Genomic DNA, 23024 nt, shown 5'->3' with positions numbered 1-23024 from the left:
CCGGTCGCGCGGTTGCAGGCGACATTTGCCCCGAACTGTTTGACCGCGAAGACCAAGGCCGATGCGGAGCTGAAAAAGGGGCAGGCGCCGGGCTGATTTCCCGATCCGATATGGGCAAGGCGTCAAAGACGCAGTATTGATAACCGTCAGGTTATTTATTACCCCCCTTATTTCATTTTACTTTGATATTCTTAATCATCAATCTGGCAGCCTGGACCGGTGGATGGGAGCCACAGGCGAATTTGGAGGAAACCATGAAATTTCGGATCACCGTGGCGATAGCGGCCATCTGTTTCAGCTCTGCCGCTTATGCAGAAACGATCAAGGTGGGCGTTGTCGGCCCGTTCTCCGGCCCGTTTGCGCTGCAGGGCAAGAACTTCAAGGCCGGCATCGATGCCTGGTTTGCCCTTCACGGTAACAAGGTCGGCAATGACACGGTCGAGGTCGTCTATCGCGATGTGCCGCAGGCCGATCCGGCGCAATCCAAGGCACTGGCGCAGGAGCTGGTGGTGAAGGAAGGCGTGCAATATCTTGCCGGCTTCTATTTTACCCCTGACGCCATGGCCGTCACACCCCTGCTGAAGCAGGGCAACGTGCCGATGGTGGTCATGAATGCCGCCACCTCGGCCATCGTGACCAAGAGCCCCTATGTGGTGCGCACGTCGTTCACCACCTGGCAGACTTCCACCCCCATCGCCAAGGTGGCCTTTGACGGCGGCGTGAAGAAGGTCATCTCACTGGTCAGCGATTATGGCCCGGGCGTCGATGCCGAAAATGCTTTCAAGGCGGCCTTCACCGCTGCCGGCGGCGAAGTGGTTGAAACCATCCGCATGCCGCTTTCCACCAATGATTTCAGTCCCATCATGCAGCGTGTGAAGGATTCCGGCGCACAGGGTGTTTTCGCCTTCCTGCCATCGGGCCCGACCACGCTCGGTTTCGTCAAGGCCTTCAACGACAACGGCCTGAAATCCGCAGGCGTCAAGCTCTTCGCGCCTGGTGATCTGACGCAGGAATCCGACCTGCCGGCGCTCGGGGAAGCCGCACTCGGCATGCAGACGACCTTCCATTATGCCATCTCGCATGATTCATCCGAGAACAAGACCTTCGTGGAAGCCGCAACCAAGGCAATCGGCAATCCGAAGGAACTCTCCTTCCCTTCCGTCGGCGCCTTTGACGGCATGTATGTCATCAGCAAGATGATCGAGGCCACTGGCGGCAAGCAGGATGCGGAAAAGGCGGTTGAGGCAGTCAAGGGCCTTTCCTGGACAAGCCCGCGCGGCCCGGTCAGCATCGACCCGGAAAGTCGCCACATCACGCAGAACATCTATCTGCGCGAAGTAGCGAAGGCCGATGACGGCAGCTATTACAACAAGGAAGTCCAGACCTTCGAAAAACAGGGCGATCCGGGTCTCGCCGCCGCGAAGTAACGGCCAGACAGGACAATATTGCCGGGCCGCCAGTGGCGGCCCGTTTCCGGCCCGGACGGGCATTGCAGCACCGGGAGGAGTTTCTTCATCATGCAGACGGTCTTCAGCATCCTCATCGATGCGCTTGCCTATGGCATGGTCCTGTTCATCATATCCATCGGCCTTTCGGTCACCATGGGGCTGATGCGTGTGGTCAATCTGGCGCACGGCGCTTTCGCCATGATCGGCGGTTATCTCGCCTCCTATGCCGCCCACGGACTGGGTCTCGGTTATGCGGCTGCGATCCTCGTCGCCATCGTCGGCACCATCGTCATCGCCATACCGCTCGAACGTTTCCTTTATCGCCGCATCTATGGCGCGCCGGAACTGACACAGGTGCTGATGACTATCGGCATCACCTTCTGCATCATTGGCATCGCGAACTTCGTTTTCGGCCCGACGCTGAAGACAATTCCGCTGCCGCAGCAGCTGGCCGGCCCCACCGATCTTGGCTTCCGCACCATCGCCACCCACCGCATCTTCGCCATTGCCTGCGGTCTTGCCGTGGCCGGCGCGCTGTGGTTCACCTTTGAAAAGACCGCCTTCGGCATCAAGCTGCGCGCGGCGGTCGATAATGCCGCCATGGCCGCAGCCCTCGGCGTGCGCACCGAAATCATCTATGCCGTCAGCTTCGCCATCGCCGTCGGACTAGCCGCCATGGGCGGCGTCATCGGCGCGGAACTGCTGCCGGTGGAACCCTATTATGCCCTGCGCTACATGGTCACCTTTCTGGTCGTGGTTTCCGTTGGTGGCGCGGGCTCCATTCCCGGCGCGTTGATCGCCTGCCTGCTGCTCGGCGCCATCGATACGACCGGGCGATATCTTGCGCCCGAATATGGCGAATTCTTCTTTTATCTGGCGGTCATCGTGATCATCACGCTGTTCCCGCGCGGCCTTCTTGGAAGGGCGAAATGAGATGGCGGTGCTCATGAACGACGTGACTGAAACGGCAGACATTCCGAAGGCGCGCTCACCGCTGCGCGCGCTCGCGGGGCCGCTCCTCATCATCGCCGCCGCTGTTGCCGGTTATTACCTGTTTCCGGATAATCTGGCACTTCTGACACGCATCATAGCCATTGCGCTTCTGGTGCTGTCGATCGATCTCGTCACCGGTTATTGCGGCGTCGCCACGCTTGGCCATGCCGCCCTCTTCGGCGCCGGCGCTTATGCCGCCGGCATCGCCGCCGCCCATTTCGAAATCACCGACCCGCTTCTCATGACCGCCATCGGCGCGGCTGCGGGCGGCGTGGCCGGGCTGCTTTCCGGCGCGGTGCTGCTGCGTGCCCACGGGCTTCCACAGCTTGTGCTATCCATCGCCGTCATCCACCTGTTCCACGAGGCGGCGAACAAGGCTTCAGGCTGGACCGGCGGCAGCGACGGTCTTGCCGGCGTTTCGCCGGACGCGCTGTTCGGCACCTTCGAATTCGACCTCTTCGGCCGCACCGCCTATATCTATGGTGTCTGCCTGCTGCTTGTCGTCTTCCTCGCCCTAAAGGTGGTCGTCAATTCACCCTTCGGCATGTTGTGCCGCGGCGTCAAACAGGACAGCATCCGCATTCAGGCCATGGGCGGCGCCGTCAATGGCACAATCCTGAAGATGTTCGTTATCTCAGGCATCGTCGCCGGCATTGGTGGTGCGCTCAACGCCATCTCCACGCAGGTCGTCGGCCTGGACAGCCTCAGCTTCACGCTATCGGCCGAGGGGCTGGTCATGCTGGTGCTCGGTGGCGCGGGTTCCCTTTACGGCGCGCTGATCGGCACCGTCACCTTCATGTGGTTTGAAGACGTGGTTTCCGCCGCCAACCCGTTTCACTGGCTCACCATTGTCGGCCTGCTGCTGATCGCCGTCGTGCTCTTCGCGCCGCGCGGCCTTTATGGCGCAGGCGAACAGATCATCGCGCGTCTCCGGGGAGGTCGCAAATGAGCGCCATTTTCGAAGTCTCCGGCCTGCAGAAAAATTTCGGCGGCCTCGTCGTCACCAACAACGTCTCGCTGTCGCTTTCGCCGGGAGACCGGACGGTACTCATCGGCCCCAATGGCGCCGGCAAGACGACCTTTGTCAATCTCGTCACCGGCAATATCAAACCGTCAGCCGGCACGGTGCGCATCGCCGGCGAGGATGTGACGGGCCTTAGCGCCAGCCAGCGCGTGAAACGCGGGCTCGTACGTTCCTTCCAGGTTACCAGGCTGTTTCAGGACATGACGCCAGAGGAGCACGTGGCGCTCGCCATTCTCCAGCGTGAGGGAAAGACCGGCCGGATTTTCGGCCGTTACCGTGCCATGCCTGCGGTGATGGGCGAAGCCCGCGACATTCTCGGCACGCTTGGCCTCACGGCCCTCGCCGAAACAAAGGTGCGCGAAATCGCTTATGGCCAGCAGCGGCTGATCGAGATCGCGCTTGCCATGGCGCTTCGCCCGAAAATCCTCTTGCTCGACGAACCGGCCGCCGGCGTGCCTTCCACGGAAACCGCGCGTATCGAACAGGCGCTTGACCGGCTACCATCCGACCTCGCGATCCTGATGATCGAACACGACATGGATCTGGTCTTCCGTTTTGCCAAGCGCGTCGTCGTTTTGGCCGCCGGCGCCGTCATCTTCGACGGTTCGCCTGATGATGTCACCAGCAATGCGGAAGTCCGCCAAGCCTATCTGGGAAGTTACGCCGATGCCCGCAGCGCCGCTTGAAATCGTCAACCTCACGGCCGGTTATGGCCCGACGAGGGTCATCGAGGGCCTGTCGCTTTCCGTGCCATCGGGCTCGCGTTTCGCCGTGCTCGGCCGCAACGGCGTCGGCAAGACAAGCCTCTTCGCCACGCTGGCCGGCCAGACGAAGCGTTTTTCCGGCGATATCCGCATCGGGGGGCAGGAGATTGGCACCCTGCCAAGTGCTGCGCGCGCCAAGGCCGGCCTCGGTTACGTGCCACAGACCCGTGACGTGTTTCCGACGCTGACGGTGGAGGAAAACCTGTTCGTGGGCCTCAAGGGGCGACCGAAATCGGCGATCGAGGAAGCCTACACGCTGTTTCCGCGCCTCAAGGAGCGCCGCCGCAATCTCGGCTCGCAACTTTCCGGTGGCGAACAGCAGATGCTGTCCACCGCCCGCACCATTCTCGGCCAGCCGCGGGTGCTGCTGCTCGATGAACCGCTCGAAGGCCTCGCCCCCGTCATCTGCGAAGAGCTGATGGCCGCCTTCTCCAAGCTCGCCCAATCCGGCGAAATGACCATTCTTCTCGTCGAACAACGCATCCAGATGGCCATCGACTTCGCCGACCACGCCATCATCATGGAACGCGGCCGCATCGTCTGGGACGGACCGTCGAGCGAACTGGTGGAGAACCCGGATATTATCGATACGCATCTAGGCGTGGGTGGGCTGCACTAAGCCAACGCATCGCCATTGCGCGTTCATATATAATCTCCGTCATACCGGCCTTGAGCCGGCATCCAGCCACCCCAAGTCTTTGGGGTGAAGAGACCCTTCGCGCCGCGCCGACGCGCGTCGGCTGGATTCCGGCTCGAGGCCGGAGCGACGGAGGGTGACCGATCATACAAAGCCCCCGCCGTGTCATTTGCCCTTCCTCCGAAAAACCCAATGGAATAAAAATTCCATTGCAGTTAAAGTGCACACGATTTCAATCTGCACCAGGGAACGACAATGACGGCAATCGAGGCGCCAGACTCCGTAAAGGCTTTTGAGGAGCGGCTGCTCCAGGTGGCGGAGGGTTTGCCGAAACGATTGCGGCAATGTGCCGATTATGTCGCCTCCAATCAGGATCGAATCGCCGTTTCCACCGTCGCCGAAATGGCTGAAGGCGCCGGCGTGCAACCCTCGGCCTTCATGCGGTTCTGCCAGATCATGGGTTTTTCCGGATTTTCGGAAATGCAGCGCCTGTTCCGTGATTCCTATGTCGGCGGCTGGCCGGATTATGCCACGCGGCTCGATCATCTGCGCGAAAAGGGCGATGAAAGCGCGTCCGGCCTGCTTGCCGAATTCGTGGAAGCCGGCCGCTCGTCGCTGGAAATGCTGCTGAAATCGGTCGACACCCGACAGCTTGATGAGGCGGTTTCCGTGCTGGCCAAGGCGCGCACCGTGCATATCGTCGGCCTGCGGCGGTCCTTCCCCATTGCCAGCTATCTGGCCTATGCCTTCGAGAAGATGAAGGTACCGGCGGTTCTGCATAGCGCCGTGGGCGGGCTCGGCAATATCAGTGCGATTTCCCGCGACGACGCGCTGATCGCAATCACCTTTTCCCCCTACTCCACCGAGACGCTGGAACTGGCGGAAACGGCCCGCGCCAAGGGCGTTCCGGTTGTCGCCATGTCCGATTCCGCCGTCAATCCGCTAAGGAAATCCGGCGCAACGCTGCTGACGGTTACAGAGATCGATTTCGGCGCTTTCCGCTCCCTTTCGGCCACGCTCTGTCTCGCCATCACGCTGGCCGTGGCTGTGGGAACACGCAAGACGGCCTGAATATTTTTATTGAAAACGGAAAAAATAGAATTTATGATCCAAATTCATGAAACGGACATTCCACGACTGTCCTTCTCGTGACGGGCCATGTGAGCGGAGGAGGCTCACCGGAGCGGGGATGGCAATAGCTGGCGGCATGGTTGCCTGATCCGCTCGACACATATGAGGCAGACCGCGCCAGCGTGCGGTGCTAAGGAGGAACCTTTTGAAAAAACTTGATCTCATCACGATCGGGCGCTCGTCTGTTGACCTTTATGGGTCGCAGGTCGGTGGCCGTCTGGAGGACATGGCCTCCTTTGCCAAATATATTGGCGGCTCTCCCACGAACATCGCAGCCGGTGCTGCGCGGCTTGGCCTTAACAGCGCCGTCATCACCCGTGTCGGCGACGAGCACATGGGCCGCTTCATCCGCGAACAGCTGGTGCGCGAAGGCGTTGACGTGCGCGGCGTGAAAACCGACCCGGAGCGCCTGACCGCGCTGGTGCTGCTCGGAATTCGTGACCAGAACCAGTTCCCGCTGATTTTCTATCGCGAAAACTGCGCCGACATGGCGCTGAGCGAAGACGATATCGATCCCGCCTTCATTGCCGAGGCGGCCTGCGTCTGCGCCACCGGCACGCATTTGTCGCATCCAAGAACGGAAGCGGCGGTGCTGAAGGCCCTGAAACTCGCCCGAGAAAATGGTGCAAAAACCGCGCTCGATATCGATTACCGCCCCAATCTCTGGGGTGTGGCCGGCCATGGCGATGGCGAGAGCCGTTTCGTGGAATCGCAGAAGGTCACCGCCAAGCTGCAATCCACCCTGCATCTCTTCGATCTGATCGTCGGCACGGAAGAAGAATTTCACATTGCCGGCGGCTCGACAGATACGCTGGCCGCACTGAATGCCGTGCGCAAGGTTTCGAATGCCACGCTGGTGTGCAAGCGCGGCCCGATGGGTGCTTCGGTCTTCACCGGCGATATTCCCGCAAGCCTCGATGACGGGCAGACGGGCGAAGGTTTCCCGATCGAGGTCTTCAATGTTCTGGGCGCTGGTGACGGCTTCATGGCCGGACTGTTCCGCGGCTGGCTGCGCGGCGAAGACTGGCCGACGACGCTGAAATACGCCAATGCCTGCGGCGCCTTCGCCGTCTCCCGCCATGGCTGCACGCCCGCTTATCCAAGCTGGGAAGAGCTGCAATATTTCTTCAAGGCCGGCATTCGCAACAAGGCGCTGCGCAAGGACGAGGCGCTGGAGCAGGTGCACTGGTCCACCAACCGCAAGGGCGATTGGGAGACCATGCGCGTCTTCGCTTTCGACCATCGCATGCAGCTGGAAGCGATCGCCGACGAGCTTGGCGTCAAGCATGAGCAGATCGGCGCCTTCAAGAAGCTTTGCCTCCAGGCCGCGCAAAAAGTTTCCGGTGTTGAGCCGGGCTATGGCATTCTCTGCGACGGACGCCTTGGACGTGACGCGCTGTTTGCCGCCAGCGGCTCCGGCCTCTGGATCGGCCGTCCGGTGGAATGGCCGGGCTCGCGCCCGCTGACACTGGAACCCGATCTCGGCAAGGACTTTGGCGGGCTCGCCGAATGGCCGCTCGAAAATGTCGTCAAGGTACTTTGTTTCTATCACCCCGATGACACGGATGAGATGCGCGCTGCGCAGGAAGAGACCGTGATACGGCTGTTCGAGGCCGCACGGCGCAACCGCTTGGAAATGCTGCTGGAGATCATTCCCTCCAAGGTCGGCCCGACCGACGATCTGACCGCCGCCCGCATCATCGAGCGCTTTTACGAGATCGGCGTTTACCCCGACTGGTGGAAGCTGGAGCCGATGAAAACCACCGCGGCATGGAAAAATGCCTGCGACGCCGTTAACCGCAACGACCCTTACGTGCGGGGCATCGTCGTTCTCGGTCTCGACGCACCGCAGAGTGAGCTGGAAGAAAGCTTCCGCCTTGCGGCTGGCTTCGATCTGGTCAAGGGTTTCGCCGTTGGCCGCACGATTTTTGCCGACGCCGCCCGCGGCTGGCTCTCGGGCAAGATGACCGACGAGGAAGCGGTCAAGGATATGGCGCAGCGCTATACCAGCCTGTGCCGTATTTGGGATGAGGCGCGCGCCAAAAAGGGAGAGGCAGCGTGAAGACAGTAAGATTGACGGCTGCGCAGGCCATGGTTCGTTACCTGGCCGCGCAGATGAATGAACATGGCGAAACATATATCGCCGGCATGTGGGCGATTTTCGGCCATGGCAATGTCGCCGGCATCGGCGAAGCGCTTTACGGCATCCGCGACGAGCTGCCGACCTATCGCGGCCAGAACGAGCAGTCCATGGCTCATGCGGCCATCGCCTATTCCAAGCAGCTGCGCCGCCGCCGCGCCATGGCGGTCACCTCGTCCATCGGCCCGGGTGCCGCCAATATGGTGACGGCGGCAGCGCTGGCGCATGTCAACCGCCTGCCCGTCCTGCTCATCCCCGGCGATGTCTTCGCCAATCGTGGCCCGGACCCCGTGCTGCAACAGCTCGAAGATTTCGGCGATGGCACCATGACGGTGAATGACTGCTTCCGTCCTGTCAGCCGCTATTTCGACCGCATCATGCGGCCGGAACAGTTGCTCACTGCCCTCCCCCGCGCCATGCGCACCATGACGGACCCTGCCGATTGCGGCCCAGTCACGCTCGCCTTCTGCCAGGATGTGCAGGCGGAAGCCTACGACTATCCCGAAAGCTTCTTCGAAAAGCGGGTCTGGCGCCAGCGCCGCCCCGAGCCCGACGTGGTGGAATTCGAAGAGGCCGTCGCGGCGCTGAAGGCCGCGAAGAATCCCATCATCGTTGCTGGCGGCGGCGTTCATTTCGCCGGCGCAACGCAGACGCTGAAGCGCTTTGCCGAAACCCACTCTATCCCCGTCGTCGAAACGCAGGCCGGTAAATCAGCATTGGCTTGGGATCACGATCTCAATTTCGGCCCCGTTGGCGTTACCGGTGCCGAAAGCGCCAATATCATAAGCGAAAAGGCCGACCTGGTCTTTGGCGTCGGCACCCGCTTTCAGGATTTCACCACCGGCTCCTGGGCGCTGTTCAAGAACCCGAACCGCAAGATCCTGGCGCTCAACGTCCAGCCCTATGACAGCGCCAAGCATGATGCGATCAGCCTGACGGCGGATGCCAAAATCGGGCTTGAAAAACTCTCCGCGGCCCTCGGCGCTCACCGTTTTGCAGCGCCGGATGCCGGCCTGAAGGCAGCATGGTTCGAAAAAGCCGATGCCGATACGGCGGCGCCCGGCGAGGAACACGCAAACAGCCTGCCTACCGACATGCAGGTCATCGGCGCTGTCCAGCGCCAGTCGCGGGACAATACCGTCGTCATGTGCGCCGCAGGCACCATGCCGGGCGAGTTGCACCAGCTGTGGAAATCCAAGCTGCCGCTCTCCTATCACATGGAATACGGCTTCTCCTGCATGGGTTATGAGGTCGCCGGCGGCCTCGGCATCAAGATGGCGGAACCGGAACGCGACGTGATCGTCATGGTCGGCGATGGCTCCTACATGATGATGAATTCCGAGCTTGCCACATCGGTGGCAATGGGCGTGAAGATCACGCTCGTCATCACCGACAACAGGGGTTACGGCTGCATCAACCGTCTGCAGATGGAAACCGGCGGCGCGGAGTTCAACAACCTCTACGCCCATACCAACGTCAATCCGATCGCCATCGACTTCGTTGCCCATGCCGGCTCGATGGGAGCGGATGCACGCAAGGTTTCCACCATCGCTGGACTGGAAGAAGCCCTCGCGGCGGCCCGCGCATCCAGCCGCACGACAGTCATTGTCATCGATACCGACCCCTATCCGACCCCGCGAGCCGGTGGCCACTGGTGGGATGTCGCGGTGCCCGAAGTTTCCGACCGCGCCGAAATCGGCCCGGCGCGCGCCCGTTATGAAAACCATGTCAAGGAAAGACAGTAAGATGATCCGTTACGGCACCAACCCCATCGCCTGGTCCAACGACGACGACCGCACGCTGGGCGCCCATATCAGCCTGGAACAATGCCTTGATGAAACCGCCAAGATCGGTTTCGACGGCATCGAAAAGGGTCACAAATTCCCGACCGACCCGGAAGGCCTGAAGGGCGTGCTTTCGCCGCGCGGCCTCTCCTTCGTCTCGGGCTGGCATTCGCTGAACCTTCTGACCGACGATATCGAATCCGAAAAGAAGGCGATGCAGCAGGCGCTTGACCTTCTGAAGGCCATGGGCTCGAAGGTCATCATCGTCTGCGAGACCTCCAACGCCATCCACGGCGCGGACAACACGGCGCTGGTAGACCGTCCGCGCCTTGCGGCCGATGACTGGGCGAAATTCGGCGCAGGCGTGGAAGCGCTGGCCGCCTTTGCCGCAGAACAGGGCGTCACCCTCGTTTATCACCACCACATGGGCACGGTGGTCGAGAGCGAAGACGAGATCGACCTTCTGATGCAGCACACCGGTCCGAAGACGCATCTGCTGCTCGATACCGGCCATTGCCTGTTCGGCGGCGGCGACCCCGTTCGCGTCGCGCAGAAATACATGGGCCGCGTTGGCCATATCCATGCCAAGAACGTGCGCCCGGTCATTGCCGATCAGGTCCGCAATGAGCGGCTCTCCTTCCTCGAAGGCGTTCGCCGCGGTGTCTTCACCGTGCCGGGCGATAGCGAAGGCGGCGTCAACTTCCCGCCCGTGCTGAAAGTGGCGGCCGAGCATGGCTATAGCGGCTGGCTGGTGATCGAGGCCGAGCAGGATCCTGACGTGCGCAACCCGTTCGAATATCAGAGCCTCGGGCTGAAATCGCTGAAGGCGTTTGCGCGCGAAGCGGGGCTGGACAAGGCTCAGGCCGCTTGAGCTGAGCCAAGGAAGGCGGGTGACCTATCCCACCCGTCATACCGGCCTTGAGCCGGTATCCAGCCGGCCCAAGTCCTTGGGCTGAAAAAGTCTTCGCGCCGCGCAGACGCGCGTGAGCTGGATTCCGGCTCAAGGCCGGAATGACGGCAGGGCGCGAAACTACCGAACGACATGTTTGTGCTACACACGAAAAAGGAACGACACCATGACCTCACTTCTGCGCAAGCCGGTCGCGACAGGCGGCAAGGTGCACGATATCACGCCCCAAAGCGCGGATTGGGGTTATGTCGGTTTCGGTCTTTACCGACTGAAGCCGGGCGAGACGGCAGCCGAAAGCACCGGCGACACGGAAGTCATCCTCGTCCTTGTCGAAGGCAAGGCAACGATTTCCGCTGGCGGCAAGGATTTCGGTGAACTCGGTGACCGCATGAATGTGTTCGAGCGCAAGCCGCCGCATTGCGTTTATGTTCCGGCCGGTTCCGAATGGTCGCTGACGGCCACAACGGATTGCACCGTCGGCGTCTGCACTGCTCCCGGCGAAAAAGGCAGCCGCGAGGCGCAGCAGATCGGACCTGACGGCGTGCAGCTGACGGAACGAGGCAAGGGCGCCAACACGCGATACATCTTCCCCATCGCCATGGAAGAACGCGACGTCGCCGACAGCCTGCTGGTAACGGAAGTCTTCACACCCTCGGGCAACTGGTCTTCCTATCCGCCGCACCGGCATGACGAGGATAACTACCCCGGCATGACCTATCTCGAAGAAACCTATTATCATCGCCTCAACCCGGCGCAGGGTTTCGGTTTCCAGCGCGTCTTCACCGAAGACGGTTCGCTTGATGAGACCATGGCGGTATCCGATGGGGATGTCGTGCTGGTGCCAAAGGGCCACCACCCCTGCGGCGCGCCCTATGGTTACGAGATGTATTATCTGAACGTGATGGCGGGGCCGATGCGCAAATGGCGCTTCAAGAACCACCCGGATCATGACTGGATTTTCAAGCGCGATAATCCGTAACGCATTTCGGGCAAACATCGCCGCCTCCCCATCCCTGTGACAGGCACAGGAATGAGGGAGTGCGCGAAGACACGTCTTGAGACTGTCTTGGCACACAACAAACGCAATTAACGAATTGTATTAATTCAAATAATTTCGGGAGGAGAACACCATGACCGCTCTTGGCGTGGGCCTAATTGGCACCGGTTACATGGGCAAATGCCACGCGCTGGCGTGGAACAACGTCACGAGCGTCTTCGGCGATGTGGAACGCCCCCGCCTCGTGACGCTGGCGGAAGTCAACCCCGAGCTTGCCGCGAAGAAAGCCGCAGAGTTCGGTTTTGCCCGCTCGACAGGCAACTGGCGCGACCTGCTTTCCGATCCCGAGATCGACGTGATCTCCGTCACCACGCCCAACGCCTTCCACCCGGAAATGGCGATTGCCGCGCTTGAGGCCGGCAAGCATGTCTGGTGTGAAAAGCCGATGGCGCCCGCCTTTGCTGACGCGGTGAAGATGCGTGATGCCGCCCGCCGGTCCGGCAAGGCGGCGGCGATGGGTTACAACTACATCCAGAACCCCGTCATCCGCCACATCCGCCGCCTGATCGACGAAGGTGCGATCGGCAGGGTCTATCATGTACGTGCCGAAATGGACGAGGACTTCATGGCCGATGCCACCCAGCCCTTCTACTGGAAGAGCGAGGCGTCCTCCGGTTATGGCGCGCTGGACGATTTCGCCGTGCATCCGCTATCGCTGCTTTACGCCCTGTTCGGCCACGCACAAAGCGCCATCACCGATATGGTGAAACCCTATGAAACACGCCCGCTTGCCGGCGGCGGCGAACGCGCGGTCGAGACTCATGATCTCGCGAGCGTTCTCCTGAAACTAGAAGGCGGCATTTCCGCCGTGCTCATCGCCAACCGTTCCGCCTGGGGCCGCAAGGGGCGCATCGCCATCCAGATTTATGGCTCTACCGGCTCGATCCTGTTCTATCAGGAACGGATGAACGAGTTTCAGCTCTACACCACGGATGGACGCCCGGAAGAGCAGGGTTTCCGAACCATCCTCACCGCCCCGCACCACAAGCCCTACGACCGCTTCATCCCCGCCCCCGGCCACGGTCTCGGCTTCAATGACCTGAAGGTCATCGAATGCCGGGAACTGATCGCGGCCATTGAGGGCAAGAAGGCCCACATAATCGATTTCGAGGAAGGGTTGAAGATCGAGCGCAGCATTCACGCCATGGCGCGTTCTTTTGCCGAAGGGCGCTGGGTGGGAAGCGCGGAGATCGTGGAATAGAACGCCCACAACGGGCGAAAACGTCTCCTCCGTCATGCCGGACTTGATCCGGCATCCAGCCACGACGCGTCTGCGCCGTGAGAGGAGTCTTTCGCGATCAAAGACTTGATCGCGCTGGACCCCGGATCAAGTCCGGGGTGACGGTGCGTGGAGGTTCCGACCTTACTCCTTAACTGGCGTCTCCGGCACCGGCGTCAGCACCTTGCCGTCCCGGAACCAGCCGAGAATATTGTCGGCCACCAGATCGGCCATCGCATTGCGCGTCGGGATGGACGCAGAAGCGACATGCGGCAACAGGGAAACGTTTGGTAGCGACAGGAAGGCCTCCGGCACCTTCGGTTCGGCATAAAACACGTCGAGACCGGCAGCACCCAGCGCACCACTTTTGAGCGCCTCAAGAAGCGCGTCCTCATCGACGCTGGAGCCACGACCGACATTGATGAAAACGCCCTCCGGCCCGAGCGCGGTCAGGATGTCGGCATTGATCGCCTTGTGCGTCTCCGGCGTGCCCGGCACGATGCAGATCAGCGTATCGACGGCCTCAGCCATCTCCTTCAGCGAAGCGTAATAGGTGTAGGAGAGTTCGTCGCGCTTGCTGCGGGTGTGATAGCCGATCTCCACCTTGAAAGGCTCTAGCCGCTTGGCGATTTCCTGGCCGATGCGGCCCATGCCGAACAGGCCAACCTTGCGGCCGCGCAGCGAAAACGGCGATAGCGCGAACGGGCCTTCGCCGACCCACTTGCCAGCCCGCAGCCAGGTTTCGGCCTGATAGAGACGTCGCACGGTATTGATCAACAGCGCAATCGTCGTATCGGCCACTTCGTCATTCAGCACATCAGGCGTGTTCGTCACCACGATGCCACGCGTGGCGGCGTGTTTGGCATCAACGCCATCGTAACCCACGCCGAAATTGGCGATGATCTCGAGCTTCGGCAGCCCGTCGATCCATTTGGCGTTGACGGCGCCGGAAACGGCAATGGCATTGATGCGCTCCGCCGCGCCGTCAGGCAGAACCGGCTCTGCGCCGGCGGGTGCCGTGACAATCTCGACCTTGCCTTCGAGGCGTTCGAGAACGCGCGGATTGATCTTGCCGGGAACGAGAACGACGGCCTTTTTGTCAGACATAAGCGGATATTCCTCCTGATAACATTCCAATAGCAGGAGAGGGTTGCGGGCAAACTACCCGCCATCCTGCTCCATCGGGCCGCGATCTTTTCAAACAAAGACGGCCGTGAAAAGGGCAATAAGGGGATGCTATGGGGGCAGACGGAAGTTTCATGCCGATTTTTTTAAGCGCCCCTCACCGTCATGCCGGACTTGATCCGGCATCCAGCCAGCCCAAGTCCTTGGGCTGAGAGAGGCTTTTCACCGCGTAGACACGCGGTGGCTGGATTCCGGCTCAAGGCCGGAATGACGGAAAGCTGCAATGCACAGAACGCGCACCATTTCCCATCGTCTGAAGCCTCACACCCGCGGCCGCACCGGCCCGGTCGATTGCCGGATACGCATTTCCGGCTTGATGAGGTGAATGCCGTCAGGTTCATGGCTGCCCGCCAGCCTGTCCAGCAGTGCGCGGGCCGCCAGGCGCCCGACCTCGGCCTGGCCGTTGGAAACCGTGGTCAGCGCCGGGGTGGCGATGGCAGCTTCCTCCAGGTCGTCGTAGCCGGTCACGGAGATATCGACACCCGGCACCAGACCGGCGCGGGAAATACCGTTCATGAGACCGATGGCGACGAGATCGTTCCAGCACACGGCGGCGGTCGGCTTCTGCGGCAGCGACAGGAAATGCACCGCCGCCTCGAAACCGCCCTGCTTGGAGCGCGGGCCGGGAATGCGCAGGTTCGGGTCGACCTCGATGCCGGCCTTGCGCAGCGCATTGACGTAACCCTGGTAACGATCACGGCCCGTGGAAGTCTGGTCCGTGCCGCCGACCATGGCGATGGTGCGGTGGCCGAGGCTGATCAGATGGTTGGTGGCGAGCGAAATGCCGTAGCTGTCGTCGCCGCGATAGGTCGGCATATCAACGCCATCCATGGAACGGGCCACCAGAATGGCAGGCATGCCGTTTTCTTCGGCGAGCGTCATGTCCTCGATCGGCGTGCCGATGGCCGGCGACATGATGATGCCGTCGGAGCCGAGCTGCAGCAGCGTCTCGATGAAGGTGCGCTGCTTTTCAACCGAATCATAATGGTTGGACAGGATGAAGGTCTGGCGGCTGCGGTCCAGCTCGCTTTCAATGGCTTTCAGGATTTCGCCATAGAAGGGGTTCATCACGTCATGGAACACGACACCAACAATGCCGGAGCGCGAGGTGCGCAGGCTGGCGGCGCGGCGGTTGTAAATGTAGCCCAGCGCCCGCGCCTGTTCCTTGATCTTGTCCCGCGTATCTGCGGCGACCAGCGGACTGTCGCGCAATGCAAGGGAAATGGTGGCGGTTGAAAGGCCGAGACTTTCGGCGATGGTAGACAGTTTGACCTTTTGGGCCACGGCATTCCTCCCCAAACGCGTGTCAGTGACGGATGGCTCCGTTTAAATCGCAATTAAACAATTTAAACAAAATCCGCAACCCGTTTAAGGAATAACCGCAAAACAGATGGTTCTTTTAAAAATTTCAGCAAAAATTATTGAAGATTGGCGTCTATGGCTTTCAAGAGTTTAACAATGTTGCGAACATCCTTGGCCGAAAGGCCTTCGATAGCTCTCGCGCCACAATTGGCGATGGAAACGTTGATGTGCTCGACGCTTTTCAGGCCCGCTTCGGTCAGCTTCACCAGCGTCACACGACCGTCCCCGTCGTCACCGCTGCGTTCCACGAAACCCTGGGCTTCCATGCGGCCAATGGTGCGCGTCATGGTTGGCGCCTTGACACCCAGCTTCTGCGCGATTTGCCCCGGCGTCAGGCTGCCTTCCTGCGCCAGCGCCAGGATGACGCCGTCCTGTCCGGCATAAAGCCCGCTTTCGGCGAGGCTGTGGCTGAGCGCGGTACGCATGGAGCGGGCGGCCTGGGTTATCGATTGCGCCAACTCCTCCGGGTTGAAGTTTTCATCCCTCTTTTTGGCGTCCTTGACCTTCTTGCCGCCCTTATCCTTCTTGGCGCTTTTGTCCTTGTTCCCGGATTTGTCCTTGCTCATACGCGAGTGCCTTTTACCCTGTGGCGGAACCGATATATGTTGCTGGAAATCCTTACCGAATGCTCGCGCGGACTGCCAGATGCCAAACTCATACACGCATTATCACGACGAAAACGTAACAGACCCTCATCTTCACGCAACAGGCGCAATTTCCGTGCTGCCGCTCGGCGCGCATGAACAGCATGGCCCCCACCTGCCCTTCGAGACCGATACTCTGATTGCTGAAGGCATCGTCGCCCGCCTTGCCGCCGCCTTGCCCGGTCATCTGCCCGTCTCCTTCCTGCCAGCGGAGCCGGTCGGATATTCCATCGAACACATGAATGTGCCGGGCACGAAGACGCTGCGATACGATGAGGCCATCGAGCGCTGGCTCGGCATCGCCGAGTTGGAACATAAAAGAGGTGTGCGCAAATTCGTGATGCTGAACGCCCATGGCGGCAATTCACCGCTGATGACCATCGTCGCCACCGAGGCCCGCGCCCGTTTCGGCATGCTGGCGGTCGCCACAAGCTGGACCCGTTTTGGCGTGCCGGCCGATATCGTGAAGCCGGAGGACAAGGCGGTTGACATTCACGGCGGCGACATCGAGACATCGGTCATGCTGGCACTTCACCCCGAATGCGTGGCAATGGAAAAGGCCGCGAATTTCCCCTCCCGCCAGAGCGATTTCGCCAGCCGCTTCAAACACCTGCGCGCCTATGGTCCGCACGCATTCGGCTGGCTGATGAGCGACCTCAACCCTGATGGCGTTGCCGGAAACGCCGCCGCCGCGACAGCGGAAAAGGGCGAAAGGCTGATTTCCCACGCCGTAAAAGGCCTTGTCGAACTGCTTGAAGATATCCACACTTTTGACATAACGTTATTTCATAACAAAATTTGAGTGAGATGGCCGGATTCGGCCAAAATCTCTTTGAACTGCCGGAGCGTCGCGCCTATATGGACGACGACACATCTTCCTGAGGCCATCGGGCCTCTCTCCACGCGGGGTTTTCCATGACCGAAACAGCAACAGCCAAGCCCATTCCAGTCACCGTCCTGACGGGTTATCTCGGCGCCGGCAAGACGACGCTTCTCAACCGCATTCTCTCCGAGAACCACGGCAAGAAATACGCTGTCATCGTCAATGAATTCGGCGAGATTGGCATCGACAACGATCTGATCGTCGAATCCGACGAGGAAATCTACGAAATGAACAATGGCTGCGTGTGCTGCACGGTGCGCGGCGACCTGATCCGCGTCGTGGAAGGCCTGATGCGCCGCCCCGGCCGCTTCGACGGTATCATCGTCGAGACGACCGGTCTCGCCGATCCGGTGCCCGTCGCCCAGACTTTCTTCATGGATGACGACGTGCGCGCCAAGACCGAGTTGGATGCGGTCGTCGCCCTCGTTGATGCCAAGCACCTGCCAATGCGCCTGAAGGATAGCCGCGAGGCCGAAGACCAGATCGCCTTTGCCGATGTCGTTGTCGTCAACAAGACCGATCTCGTTTCGCCGGAGGAAGTTGCCCGCATCGAGGATATCGTGCGCGCCATCAATCCTTCCGCCCGCATCTACAAGACCACCCGTTCCGGCGTCGATCTCGCCCGGGTTCTCGATCAGGGCGCCTTCAATCTGGAACGCGCGCTGGAAAACGACCCGCATTTCCTAGAGCACGGCCATGACGACCACGTCTGCGGCCCTGATTGCGATCATCATCATCACGATCACGATCACGACCATCATCATCATGACCATGACCACGGGCATCATCACCACGATCATGACCATGGCCACGATCATCACCACCATGGCGCGGTTTCGCCGATCCATGACGTGACGGTACAGTCGGTTTCGCTGCGCGGCGGCGAGATGAACCCCGAGCGGTTCTTCCCGTGGATCCAGAAGGTCACCCAGACCGACGGCCCGAATATCCTTCGCCTCAAGGGCATCATTGCCTTCAAGGGCGATGCCGAGCGTTACGTGGTGCAGGGCGTGCACATGATCATCGAGGGCGATCACCAGCGCCCGTGGAAGGAAGATGAAAAACGCGAAAGCCGCCTCGTCTTCATCGGCCGTGAGCTGGACCGCGAGAAGCTGGAAAAGAGTTTTAACGCCTGCCTCGCCACGGCTTGATCTTATCCTTCCGTTACCCCGGTCCTGAGCCGGGGTACGGCTGCGTTCGTCATCCGCCGACGCGCGTTCTTCGACACCGTACACGGCAGTTGCAAATCATTGACGCTCCGGTGCTCTCGGCTCACCCCCCTCCGTCCTGCCGGACATCTCCCCCTCTAGGGGGGAGATCGTTCCGTGGCGAGGTTTCGCACCTCTCGACGGTCGAGAATGAAGTGAGAAAAGTGCGTCTTGCCGATCTCCCCCTTGAGGGGGAGATGTCCGGCAGGACGGAGGGGGGTGAGCCCGGAGCACCGGAGTCTCAATAATTTTCAACCGCTGTGCAGGGATGATTCCTCTACCGCAAAGAATTCTATCTCCTTGATTTCGCGAATCGTCCGAACGTAAAAGCGGTTCCGCTTTTGCCGGAAATGCTCTAGAACCATGCCAGCCGGCGGGAATGACGCCCCGCCAATCAGACACAGATACGAAAGACCAATACCCCATGCCGACTGTTGCCCCGCTTGATATCGAAGGCCACGTGGTCTCGACCCATTTTCTCGGCGACATTCCCCTGTTTGCCACCGCCGCCGGCACCATTCACCGGCTCGATGGCGGCGAGAAGGTGACTGAGGCGCATGACGGGCTCTTGACCTGCATTCGCGACCCCTACAGCGCCACGCTGCTTTCCGGCGGCGAAGACGGGCGTGTGCTGCGCATCGGCCATGATGGCAGCCTCAGCGAAATTGCCAACGTGCCGCGCAAATGGGTGGGCGTCGTTGCCGGCGGGCCACAGAAGGCGGTTGCTTATGGTGTCGGCAAATCCAGCTTCGTGCGGCTGCCGGACGGTACGGTCAAGGAATTCAAGGAAGAGCGCACGGTGGAGGCGATCGCGTTTGCGCCCAAGGGCCTGCGCATTGCCGTTGCCCGTTATAACGGCGTGACATTGCATTGGGTCGCCACAGCAGGCGACCCGGTCGATCTCGAATGGAAGGGTGCGCATACCGGCGTCACCTTCTCGCCCGACGGCAAGTTCCTCGTCACCACCATGCAGGAAAATGCCCTGCACGGCTGGAAGATGGAAGCCACCAAGGGCGGCATGGAGGCCCGCCATATGCGCATGACGGGTTATCCCGCCAAGGTCAAATCCGTTTCCTGGTCGGCAAAGGGCAAATGGCTCGCCTCATCGGGCGCACCGGCCGCCATCGTCTGGCCCTTCTCCGGCAAGGATGGTCCGATGGGCAAGGCCCCGGAGGAACTCGGCACCCGCGCCAACATCATGGTCACCAATGTCGCCTTCCACCCCGTGGAAGATGTGCTCGCCATCGGGTTCATCGACGGCATGATCCTCGGCGTGCGCCTCGCAGATGGCAAGGAAGCCCTGCTGCGTCGTCCCGGCAAGGGTGCGATCACATCCATGGACTGGAGCGCCACCGGCAAGCTGCTCGCCTTCGCTTCAGAAGCGGGTGATTGCGGGATTATAGACATTTCGGCTTGAGGGCTGGCCGCCCGCGAGACGGCCGCTTATTCCACGGCCAATCTCGCTGCCTCATTCCTGTGCTTGTCACAGGAATGAGGCAGCCCAAGTCCCTGGGCTGAAAGTAGCCTCCCGTCGCGCAGACGCGCGTCGACCGGAATCCTGTGACAGACACAGGAACGAGGGTCGTCCGCAATGTCGCCGCCAAGCCTTTGTGCAGGATTGCTGCCCCCTGCAATACGCTACTCTCCCACCTGCCGCCGCGTGAGGAACAAGAGCAGCAAAGCCGCGCCCGCACCGACGGAGGCGAGCCGGATCGAGGCCCCGAAGCTGGCATATTGCGATACGAACCCCATTAGCGGCACCGCAAACAGCGCAGCGAGAAAAATCGAGTTCATATAGAGCGCCGTTGCCCGCGCCGTGCGTCCACGGGCAAAGCCCTGCACGAAGGTCAGACAGGTGCCGGCGAAAAGGCCGTAATAGGCACCCTCCATCGCAGCCCCCACCAGCATTGCGGGCAGGGTCGTGACCGAAGCGATGATGTTGAAGGCGATTATCGCCGTTATCGCCGCGCCGCTCAGCAGCAGCCGTGGGCTGATCCGGCGCATGATGCGCGGCGCAAGAAGAATAAGCAGAACTTCCATGGCGCATTTGACGCTGAGCGACAGGCCCGGCGCATAGTCCGGCAACCCCACTTCACGCACCAGAAACACCGGCAATGCCGAAGCGCAGAGCGCATGGGCGAAAGACATGCAGAAACTGGCCGCGGCGGCGAGAAGCAGCGGCATATTGCGAGGTGTGTCGCCCTCGCCCTGCGGCCGCCGTTCCATCGGGCTTGTCTGGTTCAACGGCACGACGACGAGCGCAAGACCGCCCCAGATGACGGCCATCAGCATGGCATTCACGAATACCGCCTTCGCACCCGCAAGGTCGAAGATCAGATAGGCGGCGGCGGGGACCAGCATCCATGCCAGCGACACCATCGTCCGCAGGAAGGCATTATAGGCGGCCGTGTCCAGCCCCTTCACCCGGCCATGATACCGACCGTAACTGAAAATGAGCGTGCTTGCGGCGTTGGAAAGCCCCATGCCGGTCGCCGTTACGGCCACCAGCAGCGCCATATGCCCAAAGCTTGCCGCCGCGGCCGCGACAAGAGCGCCGCACACCGAAAACAACAAAAGCGGCTTCACCCGCATCCCGGCATCAACGCGCTCACCATAAACGCGGCTTGCGACAATCGAAGCCAGCGCCGCCGTCACACTGTAAAATCCGACGGTGGCCGGCGGATGACCAAGCACCTGAATGATGTAGAAGCCGATAAATGGCACAACGGCGGCATTGGTGCTGCCGGCAATGAAGACCAGCAACGCGATCATATAGGCCTGGCGATCAAAAGCGCCCGGCAAAGTGCTTTTTTGTTGCATGGGAATCGTCTGAAGGCTGGCAAGCGGGGGTGGCACCCACCATCACATCAAAACGCTCCGCTGTTCAAGCCTGCACGCAACACGGGATGCCGTTTCGTCGCTGGAAGTAGACGAAACCTCTTCTCGCCACTCAGGATGTCTATCGCCCACGGCTCGACCTGCTTCAGCGGAAAGCAAGTGTCGTTCGATTAAGGGCACCTGCCCGGAGATGTTCTCGCCACCGGGCAGATTATGGATTGATGCTGCTTGACTGTCGCCCCGACGCGTTCGGCAGGGACGAACAACCGCCAATCAGAACTTCACGCCGAGACCGACGTTAACAACGTGGTCGCTGAGCTTTCCATCGGCAGAGAGGTTCTGGATAGTATAGGTTTTTTTGCCGAAATCGTTGTAGCGATATTCGAGACGGCCGAATATGTTGTCGGTGAAGGCATAATCGATACCCGCACCAATCGTCCAGCCATTCAGCGTCTCGCTCGTGTTGCCGAAAGGCGTCTTGATCTTGCTGTTTGTGGCGGTGTAACCGCCGGCGGTGTAGATCAGCGCGCGGTCGATGGCATAGCCGGCACGCAGACGTGCCGAACCGTTCAAGCCCGAGGACACCTTGCTGAGCTCGATCGTCTTTTTGCCCCAGGCGTAACCGAGGTCGCCCTCGACACCGAGAACAACTGACGGCGCCACTTCTGCATTATAACCGGCAAAGCCCGCGAAGCGACCGCCATCAAAACTATGCTTTTCGGTGTCACCGTCTTCCGTGGCTTTCAAACGGTTCCAGCCATAGCCACCGGAAACACCGGCGTAAAAACCATCCCAGGAAAAGGCAGGCGCAGCGTCGCTGACAGCAGGCGCCGCCGGAATGTCGCTAACGGCATCAGCAGCAATGGCTGCGCCGGAAAGAACGCCAAGTGCGGCGAAAACTAGAAATGATTGTTTCAACATAAATTGCTCCTTCAAAACTGCCCTACCCGCCACGAAGCGGGCCTCGAACATAGCCGCCGCCGAAATCACGGTCACAAACGACTAGTCGGGGACACGTTCTAATTGAAGCATCCAAACGTTAAAAACAAGTAACAATGACGCCAAAACCAAATAATAGCAAATTATATTGTATATTTCTACATTATAACTTTGTATTTCATTTAAAGTAAAATTAGAATATCTAAACATAAATACACCGGATGCACGCATCTTTCTAAGGCACTTCAAGGATCGGCGAGCGCGACGACGCAGCTGGATCATCCTCAAAAAAACGGAGCCCGAGGGCCCCCTTCAGTCATGCGATGCGCCGTTTGTTCTTGCCGGAAATACCATGCGTCACACACACGCAACTCTGGGCTCGTTACCGGCTTATGCGCTTCGCGCATCGTCTGCGTCGAAAATCCCTGATGATCTTCGAGCTGTCCCGTCAGAGCGGGATGGCGAAAGACAATGGTTTCGCCATCCCTTTCTTCATTCCTCAGTGCCGGCGCTTCTTGCCGCCGTCATTCTTGTTGTCGATGACATCGACGGACGTCTTGTTGCCATTCAGCACGCCGTTCAGGATGCCGGTCTTGTTGCCATTCAAAATCCCGTTATTGGACAGGATGCCACTGACACCGAGATCGATGCTCGGCGAAACCACGACAAGGGCGCCGCCCTTGTTGCTGTTGCCGGACAGGATGCCACCCAGAAGACCGCCCGCATTGGCCTGACCAACGGAAGCGACAGTAAGAATAGCGGCTACACAAGCGAACTTTGCAATCATTTCTCTCTCCTCTTTTGTTTGATCACGCCATCTGGCGTAACTGAACTGTATGTTTAGAGGATTCTAATTCA

General features: G+C 60.4%; 20 protein-coding genes. 14 read left to right on the top strand and 6 right to left on the bottom strand.

Annotation, left to right across the window (positions count from 1 at the left end):
* The first annotated feature begins 254 nt into the window (after window positions 1-254).
* The 11 genes from AGR2A_RS23320 to AGR2A_RS23270 all read left to right on the top strand — a co-directional run bounded on the left by AGR2A_RS23320 (window position 255) and on the right by AGR2A_RS23270 (window position 13089).
* On the top strand, window positions 255-1427 hold the full coding sequence (locus AGR2A_RS23320; protein ID WP_072493020.1) for an ABC transporter substrate-binding protein: 1173 nt from the start codon (window positions 255-257) through the stop codon (window positions 1425-1427).
* A gap of 90 nt (window positions 1428-1517) precedes the next feature.
* Complete coding sequence (locus tag AGR2A_RS23315; RefSeq protein ID WP_004445147.1) at window positions 1518-2381, top strand: branched-chain amino acid ABC transporter permease; 864 nt, start codon at window positions 1518-1520, stop codon at window positions 2379-2381.
* Between the two features lies 1 nt (window position 2382).
* Window positions 2383-3390 carry a branched-chain amino acid ABC transporter permease gene (locus AGR2A_RS23310; RefSeq protein ID WP_004445148.1) on the top strand — a complete coding sequence of 336 codons (1008 nt, stop codon included), beginning with the start codon at window positions 2383-2385 and terminating at the stop codon, window positions 3388-3390.
* The gene (locus AGR2A_RS23305; protein ID WP_004445150.1) at window positions 3387-4151 is read left to right on the top strand and encodes an ABC transporter ATP-binding protein; all 765 of its coding nucleotides are present in this window, start codon (window positions 3387-3389) and stop codon (window positions 4149-4151) included. The genes AGR2A_RS23310 and AGR2A_RS23305 overlap by 4 nt, the downstream gene beginning before the upstream one ends.
* Window positions 4132-4848 (top strand): ABC transporter ATP-binding protein, encoded by a 717-nt coding sequence (locus AGR2A_RS23300; protein WP_004445152.1) that lies wholly within the window; start codon window positions 4132-4134, stop codon window positions 4846-4848. Before AGR2A_RS23305 ends, AGR2A_RS23300 begins: the two co-directional genes overlap by 20 nt.
* A gap of 273 nt (window positions 4849-5121) precedes the next feature.
* Window positions 5122-5937, top strand: a complete 816-nt coding sequence (locus AGR2A_RS23295) for a MurR/RpiR family transcriptional regulator (protein ID WP_004445154.1) — start codon at window positions 5122-5124, stop codon at window positions 5935-5937.
* A gap of 205 nt (window positions 5938-6142) precedes the next feature.
* Window positions 6143-8059, top strand: coding sequence for a bifunctional 5-dehydro-2-deoxygluconokinase/5-dehydro-2-deoxyphosphogluconate aldolase (locus AGR2A_RS23290; protein WP_072493021.1), 1917 nt, complete (start codon window positions 6143-6145; stop codon window positions 8057-8059).
* Window positions 8056-9882, top strand: coding sequence for a 3D-(3,5/4)-trihydroxycyclohexane-1,2-dione acylhydrolase (decyclizing) (gene iolD / locus AGR2A_RS23285; RefSeq protein ID WP_072493022.1), 1827 nt, complete (start codon window positions 8056-8058; stop codon window positions 9880-9882). Before AGR2A_RS23290 ends, iolD begins: the two co-directional genes overlap by 4 nt.
* A 1-nt stretch (window position 9883) precedes the next feature.
* The gene (gene iolE, locus AGR2A_RS23280; RefSeq protein WP_072493023.1) at window positions 9884-10792 is read left to right on the top strand and encodes a myo-inosose-2 dehydratase; all 909 of its coding nucleotides are present in this window, start codon (window positions 9884-9886) and stop codon (window positions 10790-10792) included.
* 205 nt (window positions 10793-10997) lie between these two features.
* On the top strand, window positions 10998-11810 hold the full coding sequence (gene iolB / locus AGR2A_RS23275; protein WP_072493024.1) for a 5-deoxy-glucuronate isomerase: 813 nt from the start codon (window positions 10998-11000) through the stop codon (window positions 11808-11810).
* A 151-nt stretch (window positions 11811-11961) separates the two neighbouring features.
* A complete protein-coding gene (locus AGR2A_RS23270) occupies window positions 11962-13089 on the top strand; it encodes a Gfo/Idh/MocA family protein (RefSeq protein ID WP_072493025.1) in 1128 nt (375 codons plus the stop codon).
* A 162-nt stretch (window positions 13090-13251) separates the two neighbouring features.
* On the opposite strand, the gene AGR2A_RS23265 is transcribed toward AGR2A_RS23270, so the two are convergent.
* The 3 genes from AGR2A_RS23265 to AGR2A_RS23255 form a co-directional block, all read right to left on the bottom strand.
* Window positions 13252-14214 carry a 2-hydroxyacid dehydrogenase gene (locus AGR2A_RS23265; RefSeq protein ID WP_072493026.1) on the bottom strand — a complete coding sequence of 321 codons (963 nt, stop codon included), beginning with the start codon at window positions 14212-14214 and terminating at the stop codon, window positions 13252-13254.
* A 339-nt stretch (window positions 14215-14553) separates the two neighbouring features.
* On the bottom strand, window positions 14554-15576 hold the full coding sequence (locus AGR2A_RS23260; RefSeq protein ID WP_003505469.1) for a LacI family DNA-binding transcriptional regulator: 1023 nt from the start codon (window positions 15574-15576) through the stop codon (window positions 14554-14556).
* A 134-nt stretch (window positions 15577-15710) separates the two neighbouring features.
* The gene (locus AGR2A_RS23255; RefSeq protein WP_022562734.1) at window positions 15711-16220 is read right to left on the bottom strand and encodes a MarR family winged helix-turn-helix transcriptional regulator; all 510 of its coding nucleotides are present in this window, start codon (window positions 16218-16220) and stop codon (window positions 15711-15713) included.
* A 79-nt stretch (window positions 16221-16299) separates the two neighbouring features.
* Between AGR2A_RS23255 and AGR2A_RS23250 the strand changes: the two genes are divergently transcribed.
* The 3 genes from AGR2A_RS23250 to AGR2A_RS23235 all read left to right on the top strand — a co-directional run bounded on the left by AGR2A_RS23250 (window position 16300) and on the right by AGR2A_RS23235 (window position 19806).
* On the top strand, window positions 16300-17100 hold the full coding sequence (locus AGR2A_RS23250) for a creatininase family protein (protein WP_072493027.1): 801 nt from the start codon (window positions 16300-16302) through the stop codon (window positions 17098-17100).
* Window positions 17101-17213: 113 nt separating this feature from the next.
* Entirely contained in the window at window positions 17214-18332 is a 1119-nt protein-coding gene (locus tag AGR2A_RS23245; RefSeq protein WP_072493028.1) for a CobW family GTP-binding protein, read from the top strand.
* Between the two features lie 481 nt (window positions 18333-18813).
* Window positions 18814-19806 (top strand): WD40 repeat domain-containing protein, encoded by a 993-nt coding sequence (locus AGR2A_RS23235; protein WP_034496759.1) that lies wholly within the window; start codon window positions 18814-18816, stop codon window positions 19804-19806.
* 221 nt (window positions 19807-20027) lie between these two features.
* Here the strand turns inward: AGR2A_RS23235 and AGR2A_RS23225 are convergent, their stop codons facing one another.
* From AGR2A_RS23225 to AGR2A_RS23215, 3 genes are all read right to left on the bottom strand, one after another.
* The gene (locus AGR2A_RS23225; RefSeq protein WP_072493030.1) at window positions 20028-21209 is read right to left on the bottom strand and encodes an MFS transporter; all 1182 of its coding nucleotides are present in this window, start codon (window positions 21207-21209) and stop codon (window positions 20028-20030) included.
* A 291-nt stretch (window positions 21210-21500) separates the two neighbouring features.
* Window positions 21501-22148 (bottom strand): outer membrane protein, encoded by a 648-nt coding sequence (locus AGR2A_RS23220; protein ID WP_072493031.1) that lies wholly within the window; start codon window positions 22146-22148, stop codon window positions 21501-21503.
* A gap of 517 nt (window positions 22149-22665) precedes the next feature.
* Window positions 22666-22953: a hypothetical protein gene (locus AGR2A_RS23215; RefSeq protein WP_004433441.1), complete on the bottom strand. Its 288-nt coding sequence runs from the start codon at window positions 22951-22953 to the stop codon at window positions 22666-22668.
* Window positions 22954-23024: the final 71 nt, after the last annotated feature.

Source organism: Agrobacterium genomosp. 2 str. CFBP 5494 (assembly GCF_900013495.1).
Lineage (GTDB): Bacteria > Pseudomonadota > Alphaproteobacteria > Rhizobiales > Rhizobiaceae > Agrobacterium > Agrobacterium pusense.
Note: the sequence above shows the minus strand (reverse complement) of the source record. Positions and strands in the feature narration are given on the sequence as shown.

What these genes read in the sequence shown, in the direction of transcription:
- iolE (WP_072493023.1), top strand. Translation starts at nt 9,884, where the DNA reads ATGATCCGTTACGGCACCAACCCCATCGCCTGGTCCAACGACGACGAC.
- AGR2A_RS23215 (WP_004433441.1), bottom strand. Translation starts at nt 22,953, where the DNA reads ATGATTGCAAAGTTCGCTTGTGTAGCCGCTATTCTTACTGTCGCTTCC.
- AGR2A_RS23255 (WP_022562734.1), bottom strand. Translation starts at nt 16,220, where the DNA reads ATGAGCAAGGACAAATCCGGGAACAAGGACAAAAGCGCCAAGAAGGAT.
- AGR2A_RS23300 (WP_004445152.1), top strand. Translation starts at nt 4,132, where the DNA reads ATGCCCGCAGCGCCGCTTGAAATCGTCAACCTCACGGCCGGTTATGGC.
- AGR2A_RS23270 (WP_072493025.1), top strand. Translation starts at nt 11,962, where the DNA reads ATGACCGCTCTTGGCGTGGGCCTAATTGGCACCGGTTACATGGGCAAA.
- AGR2A_RS23315 (WP_004445147.1), top strand. Translation starts at nt 1,518, where the DNA reads ATGCAGACGGTCTTCAGCATCCTCATCGATGCGCTTGCCTATGGCATG.
- AGR2A_RS23310 (WP_004445148.1), top strand. Translation starts at nt 2,383, where the DNA reads ATGGCGGTGCTCATGAACGACGTGACTGAAACGGCAGACATTCCGAAG.
- iolB (WP_072493024.1), top strand. Translation starts at nt 10,998, where the DNA reads ATGACCTCACTTCTGCGCAAGCCGGTCGCGACAGGCGGCAAGGTGCAC.
- AGR2A_RS23225 (WP_072493030.1), bottom strand. Translation starts at nt 21,209, where the DNA reads ATGCAACAAAAAAGCACTTTGCCGGGCGCTTTTGATCGCCAGGCCTAT.
- AGR2A_RS23320 (WP_072493020.1), top strand. Translation starts at nt 255, where the DNA reads ATGAAATTTCGGATCACCGTGGCGATAGCGGCCATCTGTTTCAGCTCT.
- AGR2A_RS23265 (WP_072493026.1), bottom strand. Translation starts at nt 14,214, where the DNA reads ATGTCTGACAAAAAGGCCGTCGTTCTCGTTCCCGGCAAGATCAATCCG.
- AGR2A_RS23235 (WP_034496759.1), top strand. Translation starts at nt 18,814, where the DNA reads ATGCCGACTGTTGCCCCGCTTGATATCGAAGGCCACGTGGTCTCGACC.
- AGR2A_RS23250 (WP_072493027.1), top strand. Translation starts at nt 16,300, where the DNA reads ATGCCAAACTCATACACGCATTATCACGACGAAAACGTAACAGACCCT.
- AGR2A_RS23220 (WP_072493031.1), bottom strand. Translation starts at nt 22,148, where the DNA reads ATGTTGAAACAATCATTTCTAGTTTTCGCCGCACTTGGCGTTCTTTCC.
- AGR2A_RS23305 (WP_004445150.1), top strand. Translation starts at nt 3,387, where the DNA reads ATGAGCGCCATTTTCGAAGTCTCCGGCCTGCAGAAAAATTTCGGCGGC.
- AGR2A_RS23245 (WP_072493028.1), top strand. Translation starts at nt 17,214, where the DNA reads ATGACCGAAACAGCAACAGCCAAGCCCATTCCAGTCACCGTCCTGACG.
- AGR2A_RS23295 (WP_004445154.1), top strand. Translation starts at nt 5,122, where the DNA reads ATGACGGCAATCGAGGCGCCAGACTCCGTAAAGGCTTTTGAGGAGCGG.